We start from the raw sequence: 21887 nt of genomic DNA, 5'->3' as shown, positions 1-21887 counted from the left end.
GTGGCTGTGCAACCATCCCCGAACAATGCACCCATTGCGCCCTCGGCTTCAATGCAAGCCTTGCTGGACTACGCTGATGAGGGCACTTTTCGCTTGGCCGAGCGTCGAACGGCCACTCCCTTGTGCACTTTGAGGTATTACTGATGAAAGCATGGATCTGCCTGCCATTGATGGTTGTGGCGCTCGCTGGCTGCGCCGGCAAGACGGCCTATCGTGATAGCTGCGCAACCCAGCTGGACGCCGCCTGGAAGGAGCTCGACCTGGCCAAGGCCGAAGGGTTTGCGGGCACCGTCAGTTATTCCAAGGCATTGTCGCTGTTGACCGGGGCCAAGACCCAGCAGCAGTTCGAAGGCTTCGAAGGCTGTGCGAAAAAATCCGAGAAGGCCCGCTTCTACATTCGTGAGTCCCGCGCCGGGCGTTGAACAAGGAGCGTTGTATGTCTGCCATGCTTGATCACGTGGTTGCCCAGGTGCTGACCCTGCAGGTGCGCTTGCTCGCCTGTCGCGAGCGGCTGGCGGCTGATGTCGACAGTGAAGCCCTGCACGACCTGCGCACCACCACGCGGCGCCTGCGCAGTTTGCTGCGGCCGCTACGGGGCTTGCCTGCAGTCGATCAGTTGGAAGATGCCGCGCGGGCACTGGGCGCCCTGACCACGCCGCTGCGTGACCGTGAGGTGCTCGCTGCCGAGTTGCGCGAGCGTGGTCAACAGGACGCTGCCGAGCGGCGCCTGCGGGGCAGGGCGCAGACCTTTGCCACTGTGGCCGCGAGTCCCGAGTTGACGCGCATGCTGGCGATCATCGACGCGTTTCCGGCGTTTCTGCGGGCAGCGGATCGCGAAGGCCTGGTCAAAGGCCTGCAAAAACGCGTCGACAAACGCCTCGGCAAACAGTGGCACAAACTACAGCAGGGGTTACTCGACCCAGCCCACGATCGGCACCGGTTGCGCCTGCTGATCAAGCGGGTGCGCTATGGCGATGAGGCCTACCCACAGCTTGATCATGCCGGCGACAAGTTGCAGCGCCTGCTCAAGCGCGCACAAGGCGATCTGGGCGATTGGCACGACCGTCTGCAGTGGTTGGTGCAGGTACCGCTCGACGCAGCGCTACGGCCCTGCCAGGCGGCCTGGCAGGCTGAGCTTGAGGCCGCTGAGCGGCAAGGCGACCTGACCTTGAAGCGCCTGCACAAGGCAGTGTCACGCCGCTAGGCGCTGGATTGACCGATATGAAGCCTGCATCGGCGAGCGCAGCTGGTTAAGATCGGCTGCAGCTGGGGCGCCTGGCCGCCCCGATTCGATAGCCAAGCCTGCGAGATCGCCATGACCTTCACCCAATTGCTGGCCGCGGTACAACAATCACCAGAAGCCGTCACGGTGCCTGCCACCTGGGCGCAGGGGCGTGCAGTTTTTGGCGGACTGATGGCTGCCATGGTCTATGAGCGCATGCGCCTGCAACTTGTCGACGAGCGTCCGGTGCGTTCGCTGGCCATCACCTTCGTTGCTCCCGCCGCGGCAGATATCCCGATCAGCTTCGACGTAGAGGTGCTGCGCGAGGGTAAAGCCGTCAGCACCCTGCTTGGGCGTGCTGTGCAGCAAGGCCAGGTAGTGACGATCGTGCAGGGCAGCTTTGGCGCGGGCCGCTCCTCGCTGATAGATGTTCCTGCGCAGCCCCCGGTCGAGATGAAGGCGCTCGCCGAAGCAGCGCCGGAACTGCCTTATATCAAAGGCGTGACGCCAGAGTTCATGCGCAATGTGGCCTTGCGCTGGACGCTCGGCGGGCTGCCCTTCAGTGGCAACACTTCACGGCAAATGGGTGGCTGGGTGCGTCTGCGGGAGGTGCCTGAGGAAGCCGCGACCGAAGCGCATCTGCTGGCCTTGGTCGACGCCTGGCCGCCGAGCCTGCTGCCGCACCTGAAACAGCCTGCGGCGGGCAGCACTCTGACCTGGACCATCGAGTTCATTCAGCCCCGGCCGCAACTGAGCACCCATGACTGGTGCCGGTATTGCGTGGACACGGAATACGCCAAGGATGGCTACGGCCATGCCCGCGCGGCGTTGTGGACGGCTGACGGCGAGCTGCTTGCCCTCAGCCGCCAAACCGTCACCGTATTTGCCTAGCGACGATAGCCGTGGCGTTGCAGGCCCAGACCCGCGATCAAGGCGATCAGGCCTACCGCAATCTGGCTCAGGTCCATACTGAACACGCCGGACAGGACCAGCAATGCTCCAAGAACGCCCAACGCTACGGCTAGCAGCAACAGTGCCAGCTCGGCCGGTTGGCGGTGGGCGTGGTGGGCGCCACGCCATTGGCTGGGGTGAAGGTTGAACAGGCGCTTGCTCATGGGCATTTCCTCACAGTCATGCCCAAAGCTTAGTGCTGCGCGATCATTGCGGCCAATCGAGGCTGGCTATGGTGACTATAGCTTGAGCTGACCGATCGCCTTGTTCAGCTCACCGGCGAGGGTCGCCAGCTCGCTGCTGGTGGTCGCCGAGCCGACGGTCTGCTGCACGGTCTGCTCGGTGACATCGCGGATGCTTACCACCGCGCGGTTCATTTCCTCGGCCACCTGGCTTTGCTGTTCGGCAGCCACGGCAATCTGGGTGTTGCTCTCGCGCATCTGCGCAACCGCGCTGGTGATCTCCGCCAGCGACTCACCAGCCTCGCGAGCCTGCTTGACGCAGTCATCGGCCTTGTATGAACTCTCTTGCATGAACTCCACCGCATCGCGGGTGCCGGACTGCAGGGCGCAGACCATGTCGGTGATTTCGTCGGTGGAGCTCTGCACACGTTTGGCCAGGTTGCGCACCTCGTCGGCGACCACGGCAAAACCACGACCCAGATCGCCCGCCCGCGCCGCTTCGATGGCGGCGTTCAGGGCAAGCAGATTGGTTTGCTCGGCAATACTATGAATCACCCCAACTACGCCGTTGATCTTCTGGCTGTCTTCCGCCAGCTGACGGATCATTTCGGCGGTCTGCTGCACGCCGCTGGACAGCCCGGAAATTGAATCCTGCACGCGACCGACAACTGCCTGTCCACTGCCGGCAAGGTTGTCCGCAGTTTGCGACAAATCACGGGTGGCACCGGCATGTTGGGCGATGTGGTGCACAGTCGCGGTCATTTCGTTGATGGCGGTAGCGGCCTGGTCAGTCTCGCTTTGCTGGCCGAGCATGCCGTGGCGTACATCGCTCATGCTCGCTGCCAGGCGCGCGGCGCCGGAGTCGAGTTGCGCTGCAGTGCGCGCTACGGTGCTGACTACCCGGTGATAGGTCGACTGCATGGCGTTGAACGCGCCGGCCATTTGCCCAACCTCATCGCCGCAGGCCAGCGGCACACGCGCAGACAGGTCGCCGGTCTTCTCGACGTGGAGCATGACGTCCTTGAGCGTGTTGAGCTGGCTGAGCAGAAAGCGGATCAGCAGCTGCGACGCACCGAGCATGGCCAGCATCAGGACCATCACGCACACCGCGTAATTGGCGAAGCGATCAATAAACACCTGGCGCAGGCTTGGCGAGTGCGCCAGCAGCGCCAGTTGCTGTTGGCCATGGCTCACGACCTGAGCGCCGCGCAGCGGGTTGTCACCCAATAGCGAGCGATTGGCCAGCTCGACCCAGCCCTGGGCGTTGTTCAGCGCGGGCAGTGGTTGGCCGGCGAAACTTGGCGTTTGCCCGGCTTGCCAGCTGATCAGGTTGGCCAGTTCAGGCAGCGCTTGCCCGGCCGGCCAGGCCGCAAGCAGACTAGCCTGCGCCTGGGCGGTTGCTCGCGCACCTTCGGCCCGGGCCTGCTGCTCGAGCTGCACGGCGTACAGCACCAGCAGCAGGGTGGTGACAAAGGCCACTGCGTTGACGGCCCAGAATTTGTACTTCAAGGAAATATTGCTAAGCCAGGCACCCATCGTATAGGTCTTCTCTGAGTTGAGCGGAAACAGTATTGGCAAGGTGCCATCATTGTTTCCGATTGCTTCAGAGTGGGTCTTGATGTGTGTCAACGAATCCCGGTCAGCTTATGCGTCTGCCGACGGCAGGGCAAAGAACTGACGCGCGCACTCGGTGGTGTGCCTTGCCGTGTATTCCAGGCTCTCGCCGCGGTGCAAGGCGACCTCACGCAGCACCTCGGGCAAGAACGCAGGCTCGTTGCGGCCGCTTTTCGGTTTCGGCCGCAAGCTTCGCGGCAGCAGGTACGGTGCATCGCTTTCGAGCATCAGGCGACCCACGGGGATGCTGCTGACCAAGGGATGCAGGTGCGTGCCACGGCGCTCGTCACAGATCCAGCCAGTGATGCCGATGTGCAGGTCCAGATCGAGATAGGCGAACAGCGCCGCGCGCTCGCCGGTGAAGCAATGCACCACAGCGGCCGGTAACTGGTCACGGTAGTCCTTCAGGATCGCCAGCAGGCGCTCGCTGGCATCGCGCTCATGCAAAAACACCGGCAGCTGGGTTTCTACTGCCAGGGCCAGATGCGCGTGCAGGGCTTTCTCTTGCTCAGGCCGCGGCGAGAAATCGCGATTGAAGTCCAGACCGCACTCGCCGACTGCCTTTACCCGAGGCTGAGCGAGCAGGTGGCGCAGTTGCCGCTCGCTGTCGACACCCCAGCTCTTGGCATCGTGAGGATGCACGCCAGCAGTGGTGAACAGTCGATGCCCCGGTTCATCCAGTTGCTGGCACAGCTCCAGCGCCTGTTCGCTGCCTTCCAGGCTGGTACCGGTCACGACCAGTTGCACGACGCCTGCCTGCTGCGCGCGCTCGACGATGTCAGCCTCTTTGCCGTGAAAGCTGCTGTTGGTCAGGTTGACGCCGATATCGATCAGTTGCATGGTGCTACCTCGTGCTGCGGGGCGGCCAGCATAGCAAATCCCCCGAACATCGCGAAAAATCCAAGAACTTCAATGGATTGCAAAGGTCTTTCAGTCTCTGCTGGCGCCGCCGCAGAGGCCTCTTCCCACACCATGGACATGTTTGCCGATGCAGCGATTCCTGCTGATTGTTTCGCTGATGTTCAGCCTGCTCACGGCGGCCGCCGCGCATGCGGCAGTGTCCGGGCCGGCGCAGGCCAGCTCAACCAGCAAGCAGCCGCGCGATCTTGCGCAGGTGCGCAGCAGCAAGGTACTGCGGGTGCTGGTCAACCAGAGCCGCAACAGCTCCGGGGAAATCAAGGGCGAGCCGGTCGGCATCGAATACCATCGGCTGCGCGCGCTGGAACATTTTCTCAATGGCCGCGAACGCCAGGGTGATCTGATTCAAGTCAAATTGATCCCGCGGGCCAAGGAGCAACTGCTCGGCGCCTTGCAGCGCGGGGAGGGTGACCTGGCAGCGCCGGGCGAGCTGCTCGACCCGGCCCAGGTCAGTGGCGTCGGGGTGAGTGCGCCAGTGCTCGACAAGGTGCCGCTGCTGCTGGTTGGACGCAAGGGCGAGCGCAGCTTCAGTCGGGTCGAGCAGTTGTCCGGGCGCACCATCGCCCTGACCACCGCCAGCGGTGCGGGCGCTGCGATCCAGGCTATCAATCAGCAGCTGGCATTGCGCAAGCGCGCACCGATCAAGATCGAATGGGTAGACCCAACGCTGGCGGTCGAGGATGTGCTGGAGATGGTCCAGGCCGGCATCTATCACCTGACCGTGGTGGAGCGGCCGATCGCGCTGCGCTGGGCGCGGGTGATGCCGCGGCTGCGCGTCGACAGCAAGGTACAGATCGGCCAACCGCAGGCTGTGCGCTGGTACGTCGGTAAGGACGCTGATCAGTTGCTGGCAACTGTCGACCGCTTTCTGGCCGGCTACCGCGCCCCGGAAAACCAGGACGCCGCATTCGAGCGTATCTACCGGCGCCAGTACCGCGTGCACAATCCGCTGGCCCGCCAGGAGCGCCAGCGCTTGCAGGCGGTGCGTGGGGTGTTGCAGAAGCACGGCGAGGCGCAGCAGATCGACTGGCTCAATCTGGCCGCGCTGGCGTTCAAGGAATCGACCCTCAATCCCGCCGCGCGCGGCGTCGGCGGCGCCCATGGGCTGATGCAGATCACGCCGTCGGCGGCGCAGCGGGTAGGGGTGAGCAACACGGCGAACGTGGATGGCAATGTCCAGGCCAGCGCGCGGTATCTGGCGTTGATCCGTCGCAAGTTTTTCGCCAGCCCCCAGCTCAACGAGCGCGAGCGCATGGCGTTTGTGCTGGCGGCGTACAACCTCGGCCCGGAGCGGGTCCAGGCGATGCGTGCCGAAGCGCGCAGGCGGGGGCTCAATGGTAATCAGTGGTTCTTCCAGACCGAGCGCATCGCCATGGAGCAGGTCGGCATGGGCCCGGTCAATTTCGTCAACAGCGTCAACAAGTACTTCCTCGCCTTCAATCGCGAGCGCGCCAGCCTCGAGCGCGTCGCCAGGCGTTGAGCAATCTGGCTGTCACAAGGGCTACACGTACAGCTTGTAAGTTGTCGCGTGTAGCTCTAGCATAACCCTTGCGCCGATTTAAACAGCTACTTGCGGGGCGCAGGAGGCAGCCCGTGCCAGGGCACTCTGAAATACCGCTAAAACGCTGGTTCGGTGACGCCTCCCACCGCAGCCCAGCGGGATTCGCGAGGCGGAGAATTACTCCATGAGTTGTCCACGTACCAGTGTCTGTCTGACCCCTCTGCCTGCCGGCCAGGTATCGCGCACCCCGCGCATTCTACTCAGCGGTCAGCACCAACCTACCTTGTTGCGCCACCTTGACGGCTTTTCGCGGCGCAAGGGCCAGGCTCGCGCGTTTCTGATCCAGTTCGCTGAAACCTGTGCCTTGCTCAAGCAGTACGGAAGTGATCGTTTTGATCTGGCAGTAATTCAGTCGCCTACGGCGGAGGAGGCCGGCGAGGTGATCGGTCACCTGACGCGGATTGCTCGGCAGGGGTTGATTACCCGGCGTTGAGCGAGTGGGGCTGCAGAGCAGCCCCCAAATCGTCATCCCACCTCATATTCGATACTGGCAATAAACCACACCGCTTCGCCGGTCGGCGTTTGCACGATCACCTCATCTCCTTCCGACTTCTTCAACAGCGCCCGCGCCATCGGTGAGTCGATGGAGATGTAGTCGTTACGTCCGTAAATTTCGTCGTAGCCGACCACTCTGAAGCGTTTGACCTCGCCGGCCTCGTTGTCAATTTCTACCCAGGCACCGAAGAACACCTTGCCCTCTTGTTCGGGGGCGTAGTCGACAACGCGGATATCCTCCAGACGCTTGCGCAGGTAGCGGATTCTGCGGTCGATTTCGCGCAGCAGCTTCTTGTTGTACTGGTAATCGGCGTTTTCACTGCGATCGCCAAGCGATGCCGCCCAGGCGACCTTTTGCGTGATTTCCGGGCGATAGGTTTGCCACAGATGATCCAGCTCTGCTTTCAGCGCAGTGTGGCCTGCGCGGGTGATGATGTTGGTTGGCAATGCTGACTCCAAGCACGGTCGAGCTGACTGCTTGCACAAGGCCAGGCTAGCGTTGCCAGGCGTGCAAACGTCGAATTCAATACAGAATTGGGCAGACGCCCAACAGTCACGGAGCCGAGGCTAGCACGCAAGGCTGGCCTCGGTCACACCGGGTGTCGAGCGCGCCTCGTCAGCCCTCGCGCAGCACTGTCAGCGGGCTCGCATTGAGCGCCCGGCGAGTACCAAACACCCCAGCACCGCCAACTAGCAGGGCGCCAATCAACGGCAGCAACAGCAGCCATGGATGTGGGCCCCACTGCAGATCGAAGGCGTAGCGATACAGCGCCCAGCTGATCAACTCGCAGCCCACTGCCGCGAGCACTCCACTGGCGGCGCCGAGCAGGCCGAACTCGATCCGTCGCGCCCGCACCAGCAATGGCCGACCGGCGCCCAGTGCACGCAGCAATGCGCCTTGGCGGATGCGCTCGTCAAGGGTGGCCTGCAGCCCGGCGAACAGCACTGCCAGGCCTGCTGCGAGCACGAACAGCAGCACGTATTCGACCGCTAGGGTGACCTGGGCGAGGATGCTGCGCAGCTGTTCGAGCAGGGCGTCTACCTGGAGGATGGTGGCTGCCGGGAACGCACGTGATAGCGCCACCACTTCCTGATCATGCCCTGGGGCCAGATAGAAGCTGGTCAGGTAGGTGGTTGGCAGGCCTTGCAGGGTGCCCGGCTGGAAGATCATGTAGAAGTTTGGCTGGAAGCTGTCCCAGTGCACGCTGCGCAGGCTGCTGACGCGGGCCTGGCGTTGCTGGCCGGCAATGTCGAAGTTGAGCAGGTCGCCGAGTTTGAGGTGCAGGCTGGCAGCCAGCTCGGTTTCCACCGATACCCCCGGGATGCCGTCACTCGCTGGGGCTGCCTGCCACCACTCACCGCTGACCAGCGCATTACCCTGCGGCAGATCGGCCGCCCAGGTCAGGCTCAGGTCGCGCTGCACAGCGCGTTCGCCGGTGGACTCCTTGCTCACCAGCTGGCGCACCGGCTCATCGTTGATATGGGTCAGCCGGCCGGGGATGACCGGGTACAACGGCGCGGAGATGGCGTTTGCTTCACGCAGACGCTGGGCGAACGGCTCGCGGTCATCCGGCAGGATATTCAGGGCGAAATGATTCGGCGCATCCTTTGGCAGTTGCGCTTGCCAGTTGTCCAGCAACTCGGCCCGCAGCAGCGCGACCAGGCCCATCGCCAGCAAGATCAGGCCGAACGCCAGCGCCTGGCCGGCAGCGGCCAACGGGTGGCGCAGCAACTGGCCAAGGCCCAGGCGCCAGGTCAGCGGCGCACCGGCCAGCAAGCGGCGCAGACTGCGCAGGCCGAGCAAGAGCAGGCCGCCGAGGAGCAGGGCGGCAATCAGGCCGCCACCGAGCAGGGCAAAGGTCAGCAACAGGTCCAGGCTCAGCCGCCACATGATCAGGCCAAGGGCGAACAGCGCTGTGCCATACACCAGCCAACTGCTGGCTGGCACGGGCAGCAGGTCACGGCGCAATACTCGCAGCGGTGGCACTCGGCCCAGCGCGGCCAGCGGCGGCAAGGCGAAGCCGGCCAGTGCCACCAGCCCGGTGGCGATACCGGCCAACGCTGGAGTGAGGCCACCCGGCGGGATGGTGCTCGGCATCAGCCCATCCAGCAGGCGGAACAAGCCCAGCTGTGCCAGCCAGCCAATAACCGCCCCGGCCAATGCCGCCACCAGGCCCAGGGCTGCCAGTTGCACACAGTACAGGCCCAAGGCCTGGCGCCTGGACAAGCCCAGGCAGCGCAGCAGGGCGCTGGCGTCGAGGCGGCGTGCGGCATAACGGCTGGCCGACAGCGCCACGGCTACCCCAGCGAGCAACACTGCGACCAGGCTGGCCATGTTCAGATAACGCTCGGCCTTGCCCAGTGCGCCGCCGATCTGGCGATTGCCATCGCGGGTGTCGCGCAGGCTCTGGTTGGCCGCCAGGGTTGGCTCCACGGTCTGGCGATAGCGGCTCAGCGTCTCGGCCTCGCCACGCCACAGGTCGCGGTAGGTCACTCGGCTGCCAGGCTGGATCACGCCAGTGGCCTGCAGGTCGTCGAAGTTGATCAGCACCCGCGGCGTCAGGCTGTAGAAGTTGTTGGCGCGGTCGGGCTCGTAGGTCAGTACCCGGCTGATGCGCAAGCTCTTCATGCCGACGTCGATGCTGTCACCCATGGCCAGGCCCAAGGCTACCAGCAGGCGCGGTTCGACCCAGGCCTCGCCAGGCGCCGGGCCGCCGCCTGGGCGTTCTTCGGCAAACGGCGCGGCGGCGCTGCGCAGTTCGCCGCGCAGTGGGTAGGCGGCATCAGCGGCTTTGATGCTCGACAGCTGGATACCGGCGTCGGTGCCGACCACGCTGGTGAACTCCACGACCCGCGCATGGCGCAAGCCCAGCTCTGTGCCGGCACTGATCTGCGGATCGCTTGCCGCCGAGCTGCCTTGCAAGACCAGGTCGGCGCCGAGGAATTCGCTGGCGCGCAGTTGCATGGCGCCGTTGAGGCGGGCGCCGAAGTAGCCGATGGCGGTGCTTGCCGCCACTGCCACCAGTAGGGCGAAGAACAGCACACGCACTTCACTGGCGCGAACATCGCGCAGCAGCTGGCGCAGGGCCAGGCTGCACAGGCGCAGCAACGACAATCGTCTCATCACGGCTCCAGGGGCGCGACCAGACGGCCAGCGTCCAGGCGGATCAGGCGGCGGCAACGTTTGGCCAGACGCTCGTCATGGGTGACCAGCACCAGGGTGGTGCCGCGCTCCTTGTTCAGTTCGAACAGCAGGTCGCTGATGCGTTCGCCGGTGTGGCTGTCGAGATTGCCGGTTGGCTCGTCGGCGAACAGCACCGCCGGCTGCGCGGCGAACGCGCGGGCAATCGCCACCCGTTGCTGTTCGCCGCCGGAGAGCTGGCGCGGGGTGTGGGTCAGGCGCTGGCCCAGGCCAACCCGCTCGAGCAGGCTGCGTGCCACCTCGCGGGCATCACGACGGCCATCGAGCTCCAGCGGCAGCATGACGTTCTCTAGCGCGTTGAGGCTGTCGAGCAACTGGAACGACTGGAACACAAAGCCGACGTGCTCGGCCCGTACCCGCGCGCGCTGGTCTTCATCCAGCGGGCTGAGATCCTGCCCGGCCAGGATTACGTTGCCTGCGCTGGGCCGGTCGAGGCCCGCGAGCAAGCCGAGCAGGGTGGATTTGCCCGAACCGGACGCACCGACGATGGCCAGGCTGTCGCCTTTGGCCAGATCCAGGTCCAACGCGTGCAGGATGGTCAGGTCGCCTTCCGTGCTGGGGACCACTTTGCTAAGGTTCTGCGCAACGAGAATGCTTTGATCCATGGAGAATCCAATGCGAGCGTGGTGGTTGAGTGCGGGTCTGGCCTTGTGTTGCCTGGCTCAGAGCGCGACGGCGGGGACACTGCTGGTTGTCGGCGATAGTATCAGTGCCGGTTTTGGCCTGGATACCCGCCAGGGTTGGGTTTCCCTGTTGCAGCAGCGGCTCGAGGCCCAGGGCAACGACGCCAAAGTGGTCAATGCGTCGATCAGTGGCGATACCAGCGCAGGCGGCCAGGCGCGGCTACCAGCGCTGCTCGCAGCGCACAAGCCAGAGCTGGTGATCATCGAGTTGGGCGGCAACGATGGCCTGCGTGGGCAGCCCCCAGCGCAATTGAAACAAAATCTTGCGTCGATGATCGAGCGCTCCCAGGCCAGCGGGGCCAAGGTGGTGCTGTTGGGCATGCGCTTGCCGCCCAATTACGGCCTGCGCTACACCACGGCCTTTGCCCAGGTGTTCGAAGAGTTGGGTGCTGATAAAAAGGTGCCGTTGGTGCCGTTCTTTCTTGAAGGCGTGGGCGGGGTACCCGAGCTGATGCAGGCAGATGGCATTCATCCGGCGCAGGCCGCGCAGGAGCGTCTGCTGGAAAATGCCTGGCCGGTGATAAAACCCTTGCTGTGACGCTTTAAACGGGGGCCGCTTTCGGATAATGTTGCGCCCCCCGTTTCGAGACCCCCCGATGCCGCGTCCTGCCTGGTCCCTGTATGCCTATCAACTGATCGAGCCTGATGATCAGCTGGACCTGTTCGCGTGTCAGGAAGTCCGCGTGCACCTGGTAGCTCGCCAACTTGAGTTGGGCGCGCCGGTAGACCGCACCCTTTGTGGTGGTTTACTGCCGGCTCAGCCGCGCTGGTCGGTGGTGCCGCGCTCGATCCAGCGCGATAACCGCCTGTGTACATTGTGCCGGGCCATCCTCGATGCCCAGCGGCGCGGAACTCGTCCCGTCTGGCCACAGCTGTGAACGGCCGCGTGGAACCGTAGCAGCCTTTCATCATCTGAAATGTATGCAGCCACTGCCCGTCTCCCGCTTGCGCCGGGGCGGGTGTACAATCGACCGTCTTGATCTACCTTCGAAGGATTCTCCGGATGTTGCCGCGCATTCCCGCCGTCACCCGTCGCCTGTCCCTGGCTGCCCTGCTGGTAGCGGGCCCCGCCTGCGCGCTGGAACTGCCACTGCCGCCGCCTGGTGAGGACGTCGTTGGTCAGGTGCAGACCATCAAAGCCAAGTACGAAGACACCTTCGCCGACATCGGCACCGCCAACGACCTCGGCTACCTCGAGATGATCGCGGCCAACCCGGGTGTCGACCCGTGGCTGCCGGGTGCCGGCACCGAGATCATCCTGCCTACGCGTTATGTGCTGCCGCCTGGCCCCCGTGAAGGGGTGGTGATCAACCTGGCCGAATATCGCCTGTACTACTACCCGAAAGGGCAGAACGTGGTGCATACCTATCCGCTGGGTATCGGTCGCGAAGGCTGGGGCTCGCCGATCGCCAACACCAAGATCACCGCCAAGACGCCGAACCCGACCTGGACGCCGCCGGCCTCGATCCGCGCCGAGCATGCCGCCGATGGCGACATTCTGCCAACCGTGGTGCCGGCCGGGCCGGATAACCCGCTTGGTCCGTTCAAGTTCACCCTGGGCGTGCCGGGTTACCTGATCCACGGTTCCAACAAGAAGTTCGGCATTGGCATGCGCACCAGCCACGGTTGCTTCCGCATGTTCAATAACAATGTGCTGGAGCTGTCGAAGATGGTTCCGGTGGGTACCCCGGTGCGCATCATCAACGAGCCGTACAAGTTCGGTGTTAGTGCCGGCAAGGTGTATCTAGAAGCGCACACGCCGCTGGATGATCATGGTGATCCGTCGGTGGTCGACAAGCACACCGCAGTGATCAATGCCCTGCTCAAGCGCGAAGACCTGGCCAACAACCTGCGCATGAACTGGGACATGGTTCGCGATGTTGTCGCCGCCGAAGATGGCATGCCGGTGGAAATTGCCGTGCCGGTGGCAGGGCAGGCTGGCGCACCGATGGTGTCGAGCATTCCCGAAGAGCTCCAGTAACTCGCAGTGCGTTGCCCGAAGGCCTGCCGCGTGCAGGCCTTTTTGTTGCCTGAGACTTTTGTTTTCCCAGAAAAACCTGGGCAATAAAAAAGCCGACCCACGAGTGGGTCGGCTTCACAACAATCCGTGAGGATTATTACTTGCGGCTGGCTTTGTCCAGCATACGCAGAGCGCGCTCATTGGCTTCGTCAGCAGTTTGCTGAGCCTTCTGAGCAGCAGCCAGAGCGTCGTCAGCCTTACGGTAGGCTTCATCGGCACGGGCTTGAGCGCGAGCGGCTGCGTCTTCGGTAGCAGTCAGGCGAGCTTCGGTTTCTTTGGATACGCTGCTGCAACCGGTAGCCAGAACAGCGGCCAGGGCGAGAGCAGAGAATTTCAGAACGTTGTTCATCGTGTTCCCCTTCAAGGATCTTCTAGTCAAAAGAGCCATCTCTCAAAAAAGAGAAACTGGCCGGCGTACATAGTACCCATTACTTGTAGTAAGTAAACTGACGGAGCGCAAGAACTGTGAAAAAAATGCCGCTTTATAGGGGCTTGGCGGCGCATCTCGGGGTTTTCCCCAATATGGCCGCCGGCGCATGCAAGCACTTGTAGCACCAGAACTTTTTTGTTGAACTAAAGGTGACTTCAGCGGTCTTTCAGCGTCATACCAGAACATCATCCGGATGCTCTTGTGAGTGGGCCAGCGGTGTGTACCGCTGTTTGCTCATCGCTGACTAAGCGCGCTGAAAACTTGAGCAATCCTGCCACGGGCGCCTACTATTTGTAGGTGCCAGAAATGCCGAACGTGCAGGGAACCCTGTGGTCGAAGGGGGCATGAGGGGGCGTAGAGTTTCTCCGCCGGATACATCAATCGGGTAAGGTATGGGTCTGCCGACGAGACCTGCGAGGAGTAGTGATGAGCGAAGCGCTGACCATCCACCATGACCAGGCCGGTCATCAGTTCGAGACCAATGTGGACGGTCATCGTGCCTACCTCACCTACATGGATCTGGGTAAGCAAACGCTGGATATCTACCGTACCTTCGTACCCAACGCCCTGCGCGGTCGCGGTATCGCAGCGGCGCTGACCCAGCAGGCACTGCAGTATGCCGAACAGATGGGCTATACGGTCATCCCGTCCTGCTCGTATGTCGAGCGCTACATGGAGCGTCAGCAGCGCCACTCGAGCAAGGCTTGAGTCGCTGACTGCGGACACAAAAACGCCGGGCAACGCCCGGCGTTTTGCTGTCTGGCGTCAGCCGCGTTTACGCTGCGGCAGCACATCCTTGAGCTTGCTGTGCATGCTGCGCACGGCCTTCTCGGTCGCGCTCCAGTCAATGCACGAGTCGGTCACCGAAACACCGTACTGCAGGTCGGCGAGGTCTTTGGGAATTGACTGGCAGCCCCAGTTCAGGTGGCTCTCGACCATCAGGCCGATGATCGACTGGTTGCCCTCAAGGATCTGATTGGCGACGTTTTCCATGACCAGTGGCTGCAGTGCCGGGTCCTTGTTGGAGTTGGCGTGGCTGCAGTCGACCATGATATTGGCCTTGATCTTGGCCTTGGCCAGATCCTGCTCGCACAGCGCAACGCTGACCGAGTCGTAGTTGGGCTTGCCATTGCCACCACGCAGCACCACGTGACCATAGGCGTTGCCTTTGGTGGTGACGATGGACACGCCGCCTTCCTGGTTGATGCCAAGGAAGCGGTGCGGCTTGGAGACCGACTGCAGGGCGTTGATGGCCACGGTCAGGCCGCCATCGGTGCCGTTCTTGAAGCCGACTGCCGAAGACAGGCCCGAGGCCATTTCGCGGTGTGTCTGGGATTCGGTGGTGCGTGCGCCGATCGCCGACCAGCTGATCAAATCCTGCAGGTACTGCGGCGAGATCGGGTCGAGCGCTTCGGTAGCCGTTGGCAGGCCCATTTCCGCGAGGTCCAGCAGCAGCTTGCGGCCAATGTGCAGACCATCCTGGATCTTGAACGAGTCATCCAGGTACGGATCGTTGATCAGGCCTTTCCAGCCGACAGTGGTACGCGGCTTCTCGAAGTACACGCGCATCACCAGGTACAAGGTGTCGGAGACTTCAGCAGCGAGCACCTTGAGGCGTTCGGCGTATTCGTGGGCGGCTTTGATGTCGTGAATCGAGCAGGGGCCGATCACCACGAACAGGCGGTGGTCCTTGCCGTCGAGAATATTGCGCACCACTTCGCGGCCGGCAGTAACGGTCTGCAGGGCCTTGGCGCTGAGAGGGATTTCCTTCTTGAGCTGATCAGGGGTGATCAAGGTCTCGTTGGAGGCAACGTTTAGGTCATCGATCGGTAAATCAGCCATCGTGTTACTCGTCAGGTCACGGGTGCCGGCCGCCAACAATCCCCGTGCGGCCCAGCAGCAGATTGTTCGCAGCGGGGAGGCCGAACCTTAGCGCGTTACAGGGGGCGCGACAATGGGCTGAGCCCAGGTAATAAAGGGTGCGAGTGCAATCAGATGACAGCTGGTGCCACAAGATAGCGGCATGCGCGGGCAACTATGGCAGCGGCGTAGCTGGACGGCACGGCGTCCGGGCGCGGCGCTGCTAAGCTGAAGTTGCTCTGCCTTGGCGGCAGGGCAGGAGGCCGAATGATTCGTTCCATGCTGTACGCCACCGACCTTGGGGTTTATGCGCCGTTTGTCATGCAGCATGCCCTGGCGCTGGCGCGAACCTTCAATGCGCAGCTTTATGTGATTCATGCAGTCGAGCCGATGGGCCAGTTTGCCGAGTCGTTGCTACAGAGTTATCTGGATGAGCAAACCCTGGATCAGTTGCACAGTCAGGGCGTCAACACGGTCATGGCCAACATTGAGCAGAGGGTGCTGGCCAGTTTTCGTGAGGAGCTCGGCGAGGACGCCGATCTGGCGGTGATTCAAGCGGTCAGGGTGCGTCAGGGCGACCCTGCGCAGGTCATTCTCGAGCAGGCCCAGCGCTTGAGCGTTGACCTGCTGATCTTCGGCAGCCATACCCACGGGGCAGGGGTCGATGTGCCCATCGGGCGCACAGCGGTGCGGCTGTTGCAGTTGTCGTCGGTGCCGGTCTACATGGTGCCTCTGGCCCAGCATCTGGGGCGTAGGAAATTGTGAAATGCGGCGTAGGACATTTCCTGCTCATGTAACAAAATAGTTCTAGATTTATTACATTAGCCACTAATATAGTTATATATCGTCGCTGCCTGCTGCTGGTGACTTACCGCAGAACCGAGGGAAACCTATGAAGCTTCAACAACTGCGCTACATCTGGGAAGTGGCGCACCACGACCTCAACGTCTCCGCAACAGCGCAGAGCCTGTATACCTCGCAGCCGGGGATCAGCAAGCAAATCCGTCTGCTCGAGGATGAGTTGGGCGTCGAAGTTTTTGCACGCAGCGGCAAGCACCTGACCCGCGTTACTCCAGCCGGCGAGCGCATCATCAACACCGCTGGCGAGATCCTGCGCAAGGTTGAAAGCATCAAGCAGATCGCTCAGGAATTTTCCAACGAGAAGAAGGGCACGCTGTCGATCGCCACGACCCACACCCAGGCGCGTTACGCGCTGCCGCCGGTGATCAGCAGCTTCATCAAGCAATATCCGGATGTGTCCCTGCACATGCACCAGGGCTCGCCGATGCAGATCGCTGAAATGGCCGCTGACGGTACCGTCGATTTCGCCATCGCCACCGAGGCGCTGGAGCTGTTCGGCGATCTGATCATGATGCCTTGCTACAAGTGGAACCGCTGTGTGGTGGTGCCGCAGGGGCACCCGCTGGCCAAGCTGCCGAAGCTGACCTTGGAAGCGGTTGCCGAATACCCGATCGTGACCTACGTGTTTGGATTCACTGGCCGCTCCAAGCTGGACGAGGCGTTCAACCATCGCGGCCTCACCCCGAAAGTGGTGTTCACCGCAGCCGATGCCGACGTGATCAAGACTTACGTGCGCCTGGGGTTGGGTGTGGGCATCGTGGCTGGCATGGCGGTCGATGCCAAGCTCGACAGCGACCTGGTGGCACTGGATGCCAGCGAGCTGTTCGAAGCCAGCGTGACCAAGATCGGTTTCCGCCGCGGGACCTTCCTGCGTGGCTTCATGTGCGACTTCATCGAGAAGTTCGCCCCGCACCTGACCCGTGAAGTGATGGCCAAGGCGATTCAGTGCCATAACAAGCAAGAGCTTGAAGAGCTGTTCAACGGGGTTGAGCTGCCGGTGCATTGATCTGCGCTATCAGGGGCTGCCAAGCAGCCCCGATCCAGGCGCCGTGCACTACGCCTTGGAAATGATATTCCCCGCATGCAACCCACACTCCTTCTGCGTTGCCTCTTCCCACCACCAGCGGCCTTCGCGCTCATGCTGGTTAGGCAGTACCGGCCGTGTGCACGGCTCGCAACCAATGCTGATGAAGCCGCGCTCATGCAGGCTGTTGTACGGCAGCTCGAGCATGCGGATATAACCCCACACTTCTTCACTGCTCATCTGCGCCAGCGGATTGAACTTGTACAGGGTGTGCTCGGGCGTTGAAAACGCGGTGTCGATTTCCAGTGCGGCAACCTGGCTGCGGGTGCCAGGGCTCTGGTCGCGACGCTGGCCAGTGGCCCAGGCGCTGACTGTGGCCAGCTTGCGGCGCAGCGGTTCGATCTTGCGAATCCCGCAGCACTCGCCATGGCCGTCCTTGTAGAAACTGAACAGGCCTTTCTCTTTGACCAGCGGCTCGAGCTTGGCCCGGTCGGGGCTGAGGATTTCGATCGGCAGGTTGTACTGCTCGCGGACCTGATCGATAAAGCGGTAGGTCTCCGGGTGCAGCCGACCGGTATCCAGGCTGAACACCTTGACCTGCTTGTTGAGCTTCCAGGCCATGTCCACCAGCACCACGTCTTCGGCGCCGCTGAAAGAGATCCACAGGTCATCGCCAAAGTGCTCGAAGGCGAGTTTGAGAATGTCCTGGGGGGACTTGCTGGCGTAACTTGCAGCCAGGGTGGCAACGTCGAAGGCTTGGCTCATCAGGCGGTTTCCATCGGGTTTATGGCGCTGTGCGCTCGTAGTCGGCAAATGGTAACAAAAATTGGCAGGACGGACCGCTTGTGATGCCCCGCGCCGCAGCTCAGAGCCTTTGCAGGGTCTGCAGCAATACCCGCACCTTGGCGATCGATTCTTCGTATTCCGCCTCCCAGTGCGAGTCTGCCACCACCGCGCCGCCGCCCCAGCAGCAGGCCTGACCATCCTTGATCAGCACGCTGCGAATGGCGATCGAGCTGTCCATTTCGCCGCGTACATCGATGTACAGCAGCGAGCCGCAGTACAGTGCGCGGCGGGTGGGTTCCAGTTCGTCGATGATCTGCATGGCGCGGATCTTCGGTGCGCCAGTGATCGAGCCGCCAGGGAAGCTATCGCCGAGCAGGTCGAGCGAGTCCTTGCCTGCGGCCAGGCGGCCAGTGATGCTGCTGACCAGGTGGTGCACGTTGGGGTAGCTCTCCAGGCTGAACAGCTCGGGTACCTTGACCGTGCCGGTCTCGCAGGTGCGCCCCAGGTCGTTGCGCAGCAAGTCGACGATCATCAGATTCTCTGAGCGGTCCTTGCTGCTGGCAAGCAGCTCGGCGGCGTTGCGTGCGTCTTCCGTCGGGTCGCTGGAGCGCGGCCGGGTGCCCTTGATCGGGCGGGTTTCCACTTCGCCCTGGCTCACTCGCACAAACCGTTCCGGCGAGAAGCTCAGCAGGGCACTGCCATCTGCCAACTGCTGGTAGCCAGAGAACGGCGTAGGGCAAGCCTTGCGCAGCGCTTGATAAGCGGCCCACGGGTCACCCTGGCAGGGCGCACGAAAACGTTGGGTCAGGTTGATCTGGTAGCAGTCGCCGGCTTTGATGTACTGCTGCACGCGATCAAACGCCTGGCGATAGTCGTCGGGCTGCAGATCGCCGCGCATCGGCGCGAGCAGGCTGAACGTGCCGGGCGCAGCCTCGGCCGCGGTGCTGAACAGCGCGATCAGCCGCTGTTGCTCGCCTGGCGCAAGGCTTGGATGAAACACCAGTTGGCTGGTGCCCAGCAGGTGATCGCTGACCAAGGCCCAGGCGTACAAACCCAGTTGCGCGTCAGCCAGGCCGAGGTCGTCGCGAGCCTGGTTCGGTAGCTGCTCGAGGCGGCGGCCAAAATCATAGCTGAGATAGCCGATCAGGCCGCCAGCGAAGGGCAGTTCGACGTCGTCCGGCAGCTCGGCGCGGCCTAGCCGGCTGAGGCTGGCGCGCAGCCGTTGCAGATACGCCCGGCCATCTTCATCGGCTTGGATTTGCAGCTGCTCGACTGGCCAGGCGCTGAGCAGATCGTAGCGGCCGCGCTCAGCACCGGGGCGGGCGCTGTCCAGCAGGATCGCGCCCGGCGCCTGGCGCAGGCGAGCGAACCACACGGCCGGGTCGGCCTGATAGGGCAGGGGGTGAAGCGTACAGGTCGGCATGCGAATGAACAGCGCTGAAAAAACGAGGAGGCGATTGTAGGCTGCTGATGCCGAGCGGCCTAGTCCCGGCTGCGACATCCGCAGCCTGGGTAGCGCAGTGGAGCTGCTCGCAGCCCCATGCGCAGGCACTACTCAGTTGTGCGAAGGGACGTGGCCAAACAAGCTTTGCGCAACCCGCACGCGCTGCTCGGCATCTTCGCTGATGCCGTCTTTGGCCAGCGCTTCGATATGCGCTTCGATGGCATGGGTACGCTGGGTCAGGCCGCAGTCGTTGGCGATCTGGATATTCAGGCCCGGTCGGGCGTTGAGCTCGAGAATCAACGGCCCCTTGTCCTGATCCAGCACCATGTCGACGCCGATGTAACCCAGCCCGCACAGCTCGTAGCAGCCGGCGGCGAGCTTCATGAAACCGTCCCAGTTGGGCAGCTGCACGCCGTCTACCGAGTTGGTGGTGTCCGGGTGCTTGCTGATGATGTTGTTCAGCCAGGTACCGCGCAGGGTGACGCCGGTGGCGAGGTCGACACCTACGCCGATGGCGCCCTGGTGCAGGTTGGCCTTGCCGCCCGACTGGCGGGTAGGCAGGCGCAGCATGGCCATCACCGGGTAGCCCATCAGGACGATGATGCGGATGTCAGGCACGCCCTCGTAACTGATGCTCTTGAAGATCTGGTCCGGCGTTACCCGGTATTCGATCAGCGCCCGGTCACGGTGGCCGCCAAGCGAGTACAAGCCAGTGAGGATGCTCGACACCTGGTGTTCGATTTCCTCGTGGCTCATGATCTTGCCCGACACTGTGCGGTAGCGGTCCTCGAAGCGGTCGGCGATGACCAGGATGCCGTCACCGCCCGCGCCCTGAGCGGGCTTGATGACGAAGTCGCTACGCCCGCCGATGATCTCGTGCAGCTTGTCGATCTGCTTTTCGGTCTCGATCACGCCATACATTTCCGGCACATGGATGCCGGCCGCGATGGCGCGTTCCTTGGTGATGATCTTGTCGTCGACGATCGGGTACAGGCTGCGCTTGTTGTACTTGAGGACGTAGTCCGCGTTGCGCCGATTGATACCCATGATGCCCCGGGCCTCCAGGGCTTTCCACGTCTTGATCAGTCCGAACATCAGGCGTCAGCCTTCTTCAGGAATGCCTTGAAGCGCACCAGCTCGGTCAGGCGGTAGCCGCGGTAGCGACCCATCGCCAGCATGAAGCCCACCAGAATCAACAGCACCGCAGGGAAGGTGAAGACGAAGTACACCAGCTCCGGCACCATCATCAGCAGGTGCGCCAGCGAGGCGGCGAACAGGGTGCCGATGGCAACTTTCATGGCATGGCCACCGCCACGTTCTTCCCAGGTGATCGACAGGCGTTCGATGGTCATGGTCAAAATCACCATCGGGAACAGCGCCACCGACAGGCCGCGCTCAAGGCCCAGCTTGTGGCTGAACAGGCTGATGGCAGCGATCAATACCACGACAAAGGTCAGCACAACCGACAGCCGCGGCAGCATCTGCAACTTGAGGTGCTCAAGGTATGAGCGCAACGACAGGCCCAGGGCGGTAATCACGGTAAACAGGATGATGCCGAAGCCCAGCTGAGTCTCGCGGAAGGCCAGGGCGATCAGCACCGGGGTAAAGGTACCCAGGGTCTGGAGGCCGATCAGGTTGCGCAGCACCAGGATCACCAGCACGCCAATCGGGATCATGACCATGATCATGAACGTCTGCTGGGTTTGCAGCGGCAGGCTGTACAGCGAGTATTCGAGGAAGTCGGCGTCGGTGTTTTCGTCGGTCAGCTTGGCCAGGCGGATGGCATTCATCTCGCTGTTGTTCATGCTGAAGGTGACGTTGGCCTTCTTGCCGCCATCGACGGTGATCAGGTTGTCATCGCCGGTCCACCACAGCAGGCGATCGCTGGGCAGGCCTTGCTCGCCGGTGTCCGGGTTGAAGTACAGCCAGTCGTTGCCGTTGAAGCTGCGCAGCCACAGTTCAGGCGATTGCGGGGTGTCGGCAATCAGGCGAATGGTGTGGACCTTTTCCATCGGTACGTGGGCGATGGACAGCAGCAGGTCGATGACCTTGGCCTTGTTCATGGCCGAGGTGTCGCCGGCCAACAGCAGCTTGACGTTGTCGTCGTTGAGGTTGTTGACCCGCTTGATGGTCTCGCCGACAAAGGTTTCGACGTCGGCCGAGTGCTGGCGAATCGGCGCCATCAACGCTTCGGCGGCAATCTTCTCAGGCCCCTCGACAGCTTTGCTGTCACGGAAGGTCGGGCCTTTGATGGCGATCTTCTCGTTGCTGTAGCGCTTGGTCAGCACCAGGCGGTAGTACAGGGTCTGATTGCCATTGGCGCGGCGCGCCGACCAGGTCACCTTGCGGTTGCCATCGGCGCGGTTGACGCTGACGCCGTAGTTGTTGGAGATGAAGCTCTCGTTGAGGCTGACGTAATCGCGGCTCAGCGGCGGCACGAACATCTGCACCTTGACTGGATCCTTGGCACTGGCGACGAACTCGACCTTGGCGTCGATGTTCCACAAGTCGTCGGTTTCGTCTTCGGTCATCGGGATGCCGAGGAAGAAGATCTGATAGGCCGTGACCGCCACGCCCAGCAACACCAGCACGGTGATGAGGACTTTGAGGTGAAGGGTGAGAGAGCGCATCGGG

Annotated in this window: 22 protein-coding genes and 1 pseudogene; 11 read left to right on the top strand and 12 right to left on the bottom strand. The window is 62.7% G+C overall.

Features of this window, described 5'->3' with window-relative positions:
* Positions 1–143 precede the first annotated feature (143 nt).
* From K3F44_RS11270 to K3F44_RS11260, 3 genes are all read left to right on the top strand, one after another.
* Positions 144–422 (top strand): hypothetical protein, encoded by a 279-nt coding sequence (locus K3F44_RS11270; protein ID WP_101321064.1) that lies wholly within the window; start codon positions 144–146, stop codon positions 420–422.
* A gap of 14 nt (positions 423–436) precedes the next feature.
* Positions 437–1204 (top strand): CHAD domain-containing protein, encoded by a 768-nt coding sequence (locus tag K3F44_RS11265; protein ID WP_150569839.1) that lies wholly within the window; start codon positions 437–439, stop codon positions 1202–1204.
* Positions 1205–1315: 111 nt separating this feature from the next.
* Positions 1316–2113 carry an acyl-CoA thioesterase II gene (locus K3F44_RS11260; protein WP_220634043.1) on the top strand — a complete coding sequence of 266 codons (798 nt, stop codon included), beginning with the start codon at positions 1316–1318 and terminating at the stop codon, positions 2111–2113.
* 2 nt (positions 2114–2115) lie between these two features.
* Here the strand turns inward: K3F44_RS11260 and K3F44_RS11255 are convergent.
* The 3 genes and pseudogenes from K3F44_RS11255 to K3F44_RS11245 all read right to left on the bottom strand — a co-directional run.
* Positions 2116–2337, bottom strand: a pseudogene (locus K3F44_RS11255) (terminase); the annotation flags it as partial.
* A gap of 75 nt (positions 2338–2412) precedes the next feature.
* Complete coding sequence (locus tag K3F44_RS11250; RefSeq protein ID WP_220634042.1) at positions 2413–3891, bottom strand: methyl-accepting chemotaxis protein; 1479 nt, start codon at positions 3889–3891, stop codon at positions 2413–2415.
* Between the two features lie 108 nt (positions 3892–3999).
* On the bottom strand, positions 4000–4809 hold the full coding sequence (locus K3F44_RS11245) for a TatD family hydrolase (protein ID WP_181108122.1): 810 nt from the start codon (positions 4807–4809) through the stop codon (positions 4000–4002).
* A 148-nt stretch (positions 4810–4957) separates the two neighbouring features.
* On the opposite strand from K3F44_RS11245, the gene K3F44_RS11240 reads away from it, so the two are divergent.
* Both K3F44_RS11240 and K3F44_RS11235 read left to right on the top strand, forming a co-directional pair.
* On the top strand, positions 4958–6367 hold the full coding sequence (locus tag K3F44_RS11240) for a transglycosylase SLT domain-containing protein (protein ID WP_181108123.1): 1410 nt from the start codon (positions 4958–4960) through the stop codon (positions 6365–6367).
* A 205-nt stretch (positions 6368–6572) separates the two neighbouring features.
* The gene (locus tag K3F44_RS11235) at positions 6573–6881 is read left to right on the top strand and encodes a hypothetical protein (RefSeq protein WP_101321052.1); all 309 of its coding nucleotides are present in this window, start codon (positions 6573–6575) and stop codon (positions 6879–6881) included.
* Between the two features lie 32 nt (positions 6882–6913).
* On the opposite strand, the gene greB is transcribed toward K3F44_RS11235, so the two are convergent.
* The 3 genes from greB to K3F44_RS11220 form a co-directional block, all read right to left on the bottom strand.
* Positions 6914–7390, bottom strand: coding sequence for a transcription elongation factor GreB (gene greB / locus K3F44_RS11230; protein ID WP_101321050.1), 477 nt, complete (start codon positions 7388–7390; stop codon positions 6914–6916).
* A gap of 169 nt (positions 7391–7559) precedes the next feature.
* A complete protein-coding gene (locus K3F44_RS11225; protein ID WP_220634041.1) occupies positions 7560–10067 on the bottom strand; it encodes an ABC transporter permease in 2508 nt (835 codons plus the stop codon).
* Positions 10067–10750, bottom strand: coding sequence for an ABC transporter ATP-binding protein (locus K3F44_RS11220; RefSeq protein ID WP_220634040.1), 684 nt, complete (start codon positions 10748–10750; stop codon positions 10067–10069). Before K3F44_RS11220 ends, K3F44_RS11225 begins: the two co-directional genes overlap by 1 nt.
* 10 nt (positions 10751–10760) lie before the next feature.
* Here K3F44_RS11220 and K3F44_RS11215 point away from each other — a divergent pair, with 10 nt between their 5' ends.
* The 3 genes from K3F44_RS11215 (at position 10761) to K3F44_RS11205 (ending at position 12809) form a co-directional block, all read left to right on the top strand.
* On the top strand, positions 10761–11366 hold the full coding sequence (locus K3F44_RS11215) for an arylesterase (RefSeq protein ID WP_178080780.1): 606 nt from the start codon (positions 10761–10763) through the stop codon (positions 11364–11366).
* 58 nt (positions 11367–11424) lie between these two features.
* A complete protein-coding gene (locus K3F44_RS11210; protein WP_101321041.1) occupies positions 11425–11706 on the top strand; it encodes a hypothetical protein in 282 nt (93 codons plus the stop codon).
* Positions 11707–11831: 125 nt separating this feature from the next.
* Entirely contained in the window at positions 11832–12809 is a 978-nt protein-coding gene (locus K3F44_RS11205) for a L,D-transpeptidase family protein (RefSeq protein WP_101321039.1), read from the top strand.
* A gap of 136 nt (positions 12810–12945) precedes the next feature.
* Here K3F44_RS11205 and oprI read toward each other — a convergent pair whose 3' ends face one another.
* Positions 12946–13197, bottom strand: coding sequence for an outer membrane lipoprotei OprI (oprI, locus tag K3F44_RS11200; RefSeq protein WP_003259780.1), 252 nt, complete (start codon positions 13195–13197; stop codon positions 12946–12948).
* A 507-nt stretch (positions 13198–13704) separates the two neighbouring features.
* Here oprI and K3F44_RS11195 point away from each other — a divergent pair.
* Positions 13705–13986 carry a GNAT family N-acetyltransferase gene (locus K3F44_RS11195; protein ID WP_101321037.1) on the top strand — a complete coding sequence of 94 codons (282 nt, stop codon included), beginning with the start codon at positions 13705–13707 and terminating at the stop codon, positions 13984–13986.
* 57 nt (positions 13987–14043) lie between these two features.
* Here the strand turns inward: K3F44_RS11195 and K3F44_RS11190 are convergent, their stop codons facing one another.
* Entirely contained in the window at positions 14044–15120 is a 1077-nt protein-coding gene (locus K3F44_RS11190; RefSeq protein WP_150569846.1) for a 3-deoxy-7-phosphoheptulonate synthase, read from the bottom strand.
* A 285-nt stretch (positions 15121–15405) separates the two neighbouring features.
* Here K3F44_RS11190 and K3F44_RS11185 point away from each other — a divergent pair, with 285 nt between their 5' ends.
* Positions 15406–15903: a universal stress protein gene (locus K3F44_RS11185; protein WP_101321033.1), complete on the top strand. Its 498-nt coding sequence runs from the start codon at positions 15406–15408 to the stop codon at positions 15901–15903.
* A 127-nt stretch (positions 15904–16030) separates the two neighbouring features.
* Positions 16031–17005 (top strand): HTH-type transcriptional regulator CysB, encoded by a 975-nt coding sequence (gene cysB / locus K3F44_RS11180; RefSeq protein WP_101321031.1) that lies wholly within the window; start codon positions 16031–16033, stop codon positions 17003–17005.
* Positions 17006–17053: 48 nt separating this feature from the next.
* Here cysB and K3F44_RS11175 read toward each other — a convergent pair whose 3' ends face one another.
* From K3F44_RS11175 to K3F44_RS11160, 4 genes are all read right to left on the bottom strand, one after another.
* Positions 17054–17788, bottom strand: coding sequence for a phosphoadenylyl-sulfate reductase (locus tag K3F44_RS11175; protein WP_101321028.1), 735 nt, complete (start codon positions 17786–17788; stop codon positions 17054–17056).
* 100 nt (positions 17789–17888) lie between these two features.
* A complete protein-coding gene (pabB, locus tag K3F44_RS11170; protein WP_181108129.1) occupies positions 17889–19232 on the bottom strand; it encodes an aminodeoxychorismate synthase component I in 1344 nt (447 codons plus the stop codon).
* Positions 19233–19364: 132 nt separating this feature from the next.
* Positions 19365–20348, bottom strand: a complete 984-nt coding sequence (locus K3F44_RS11165) for an alpha-L-glutamate ligase-like protein (protein ID WP_150573635.1) — start codon at positions 20346–20348, stop codon at positions 19365–19367.
* The gene (locus K3F44_RS11160) at positions 20348–21883 is read right to left on the bottom strand and encodes an inactive transglutaminase family protein (RefSeq protein WP_101321024.1); all 1536 of its coding nucleotides are present in this window, start codon (positions 21881–21883) and stop codon (positions 20348–20350) included. Before K3F44_RS11160 ends, K3F44_RS11165 begins: the two co-directional genes overlap by 1 nt.
* Positions 21884–21887: the final 4 nt, after the last annotated feature.

The sequence above is a fragment of the Pseudomonas sp. S07E 245 genome (genome assembly GCF_019599025.1).
Lineage (GTDB): Bacteria > Pseudomonadota > Gammaproteobacteria > Pseudomonadales > Pseudomonadaceae > Aquipseudomonas > Aquipseudomonas shirazensis.
Note: the sequence above shows the minus strand (reverse complement) of the source record. Positions and strands in the feature narration are given on the sequence as shown.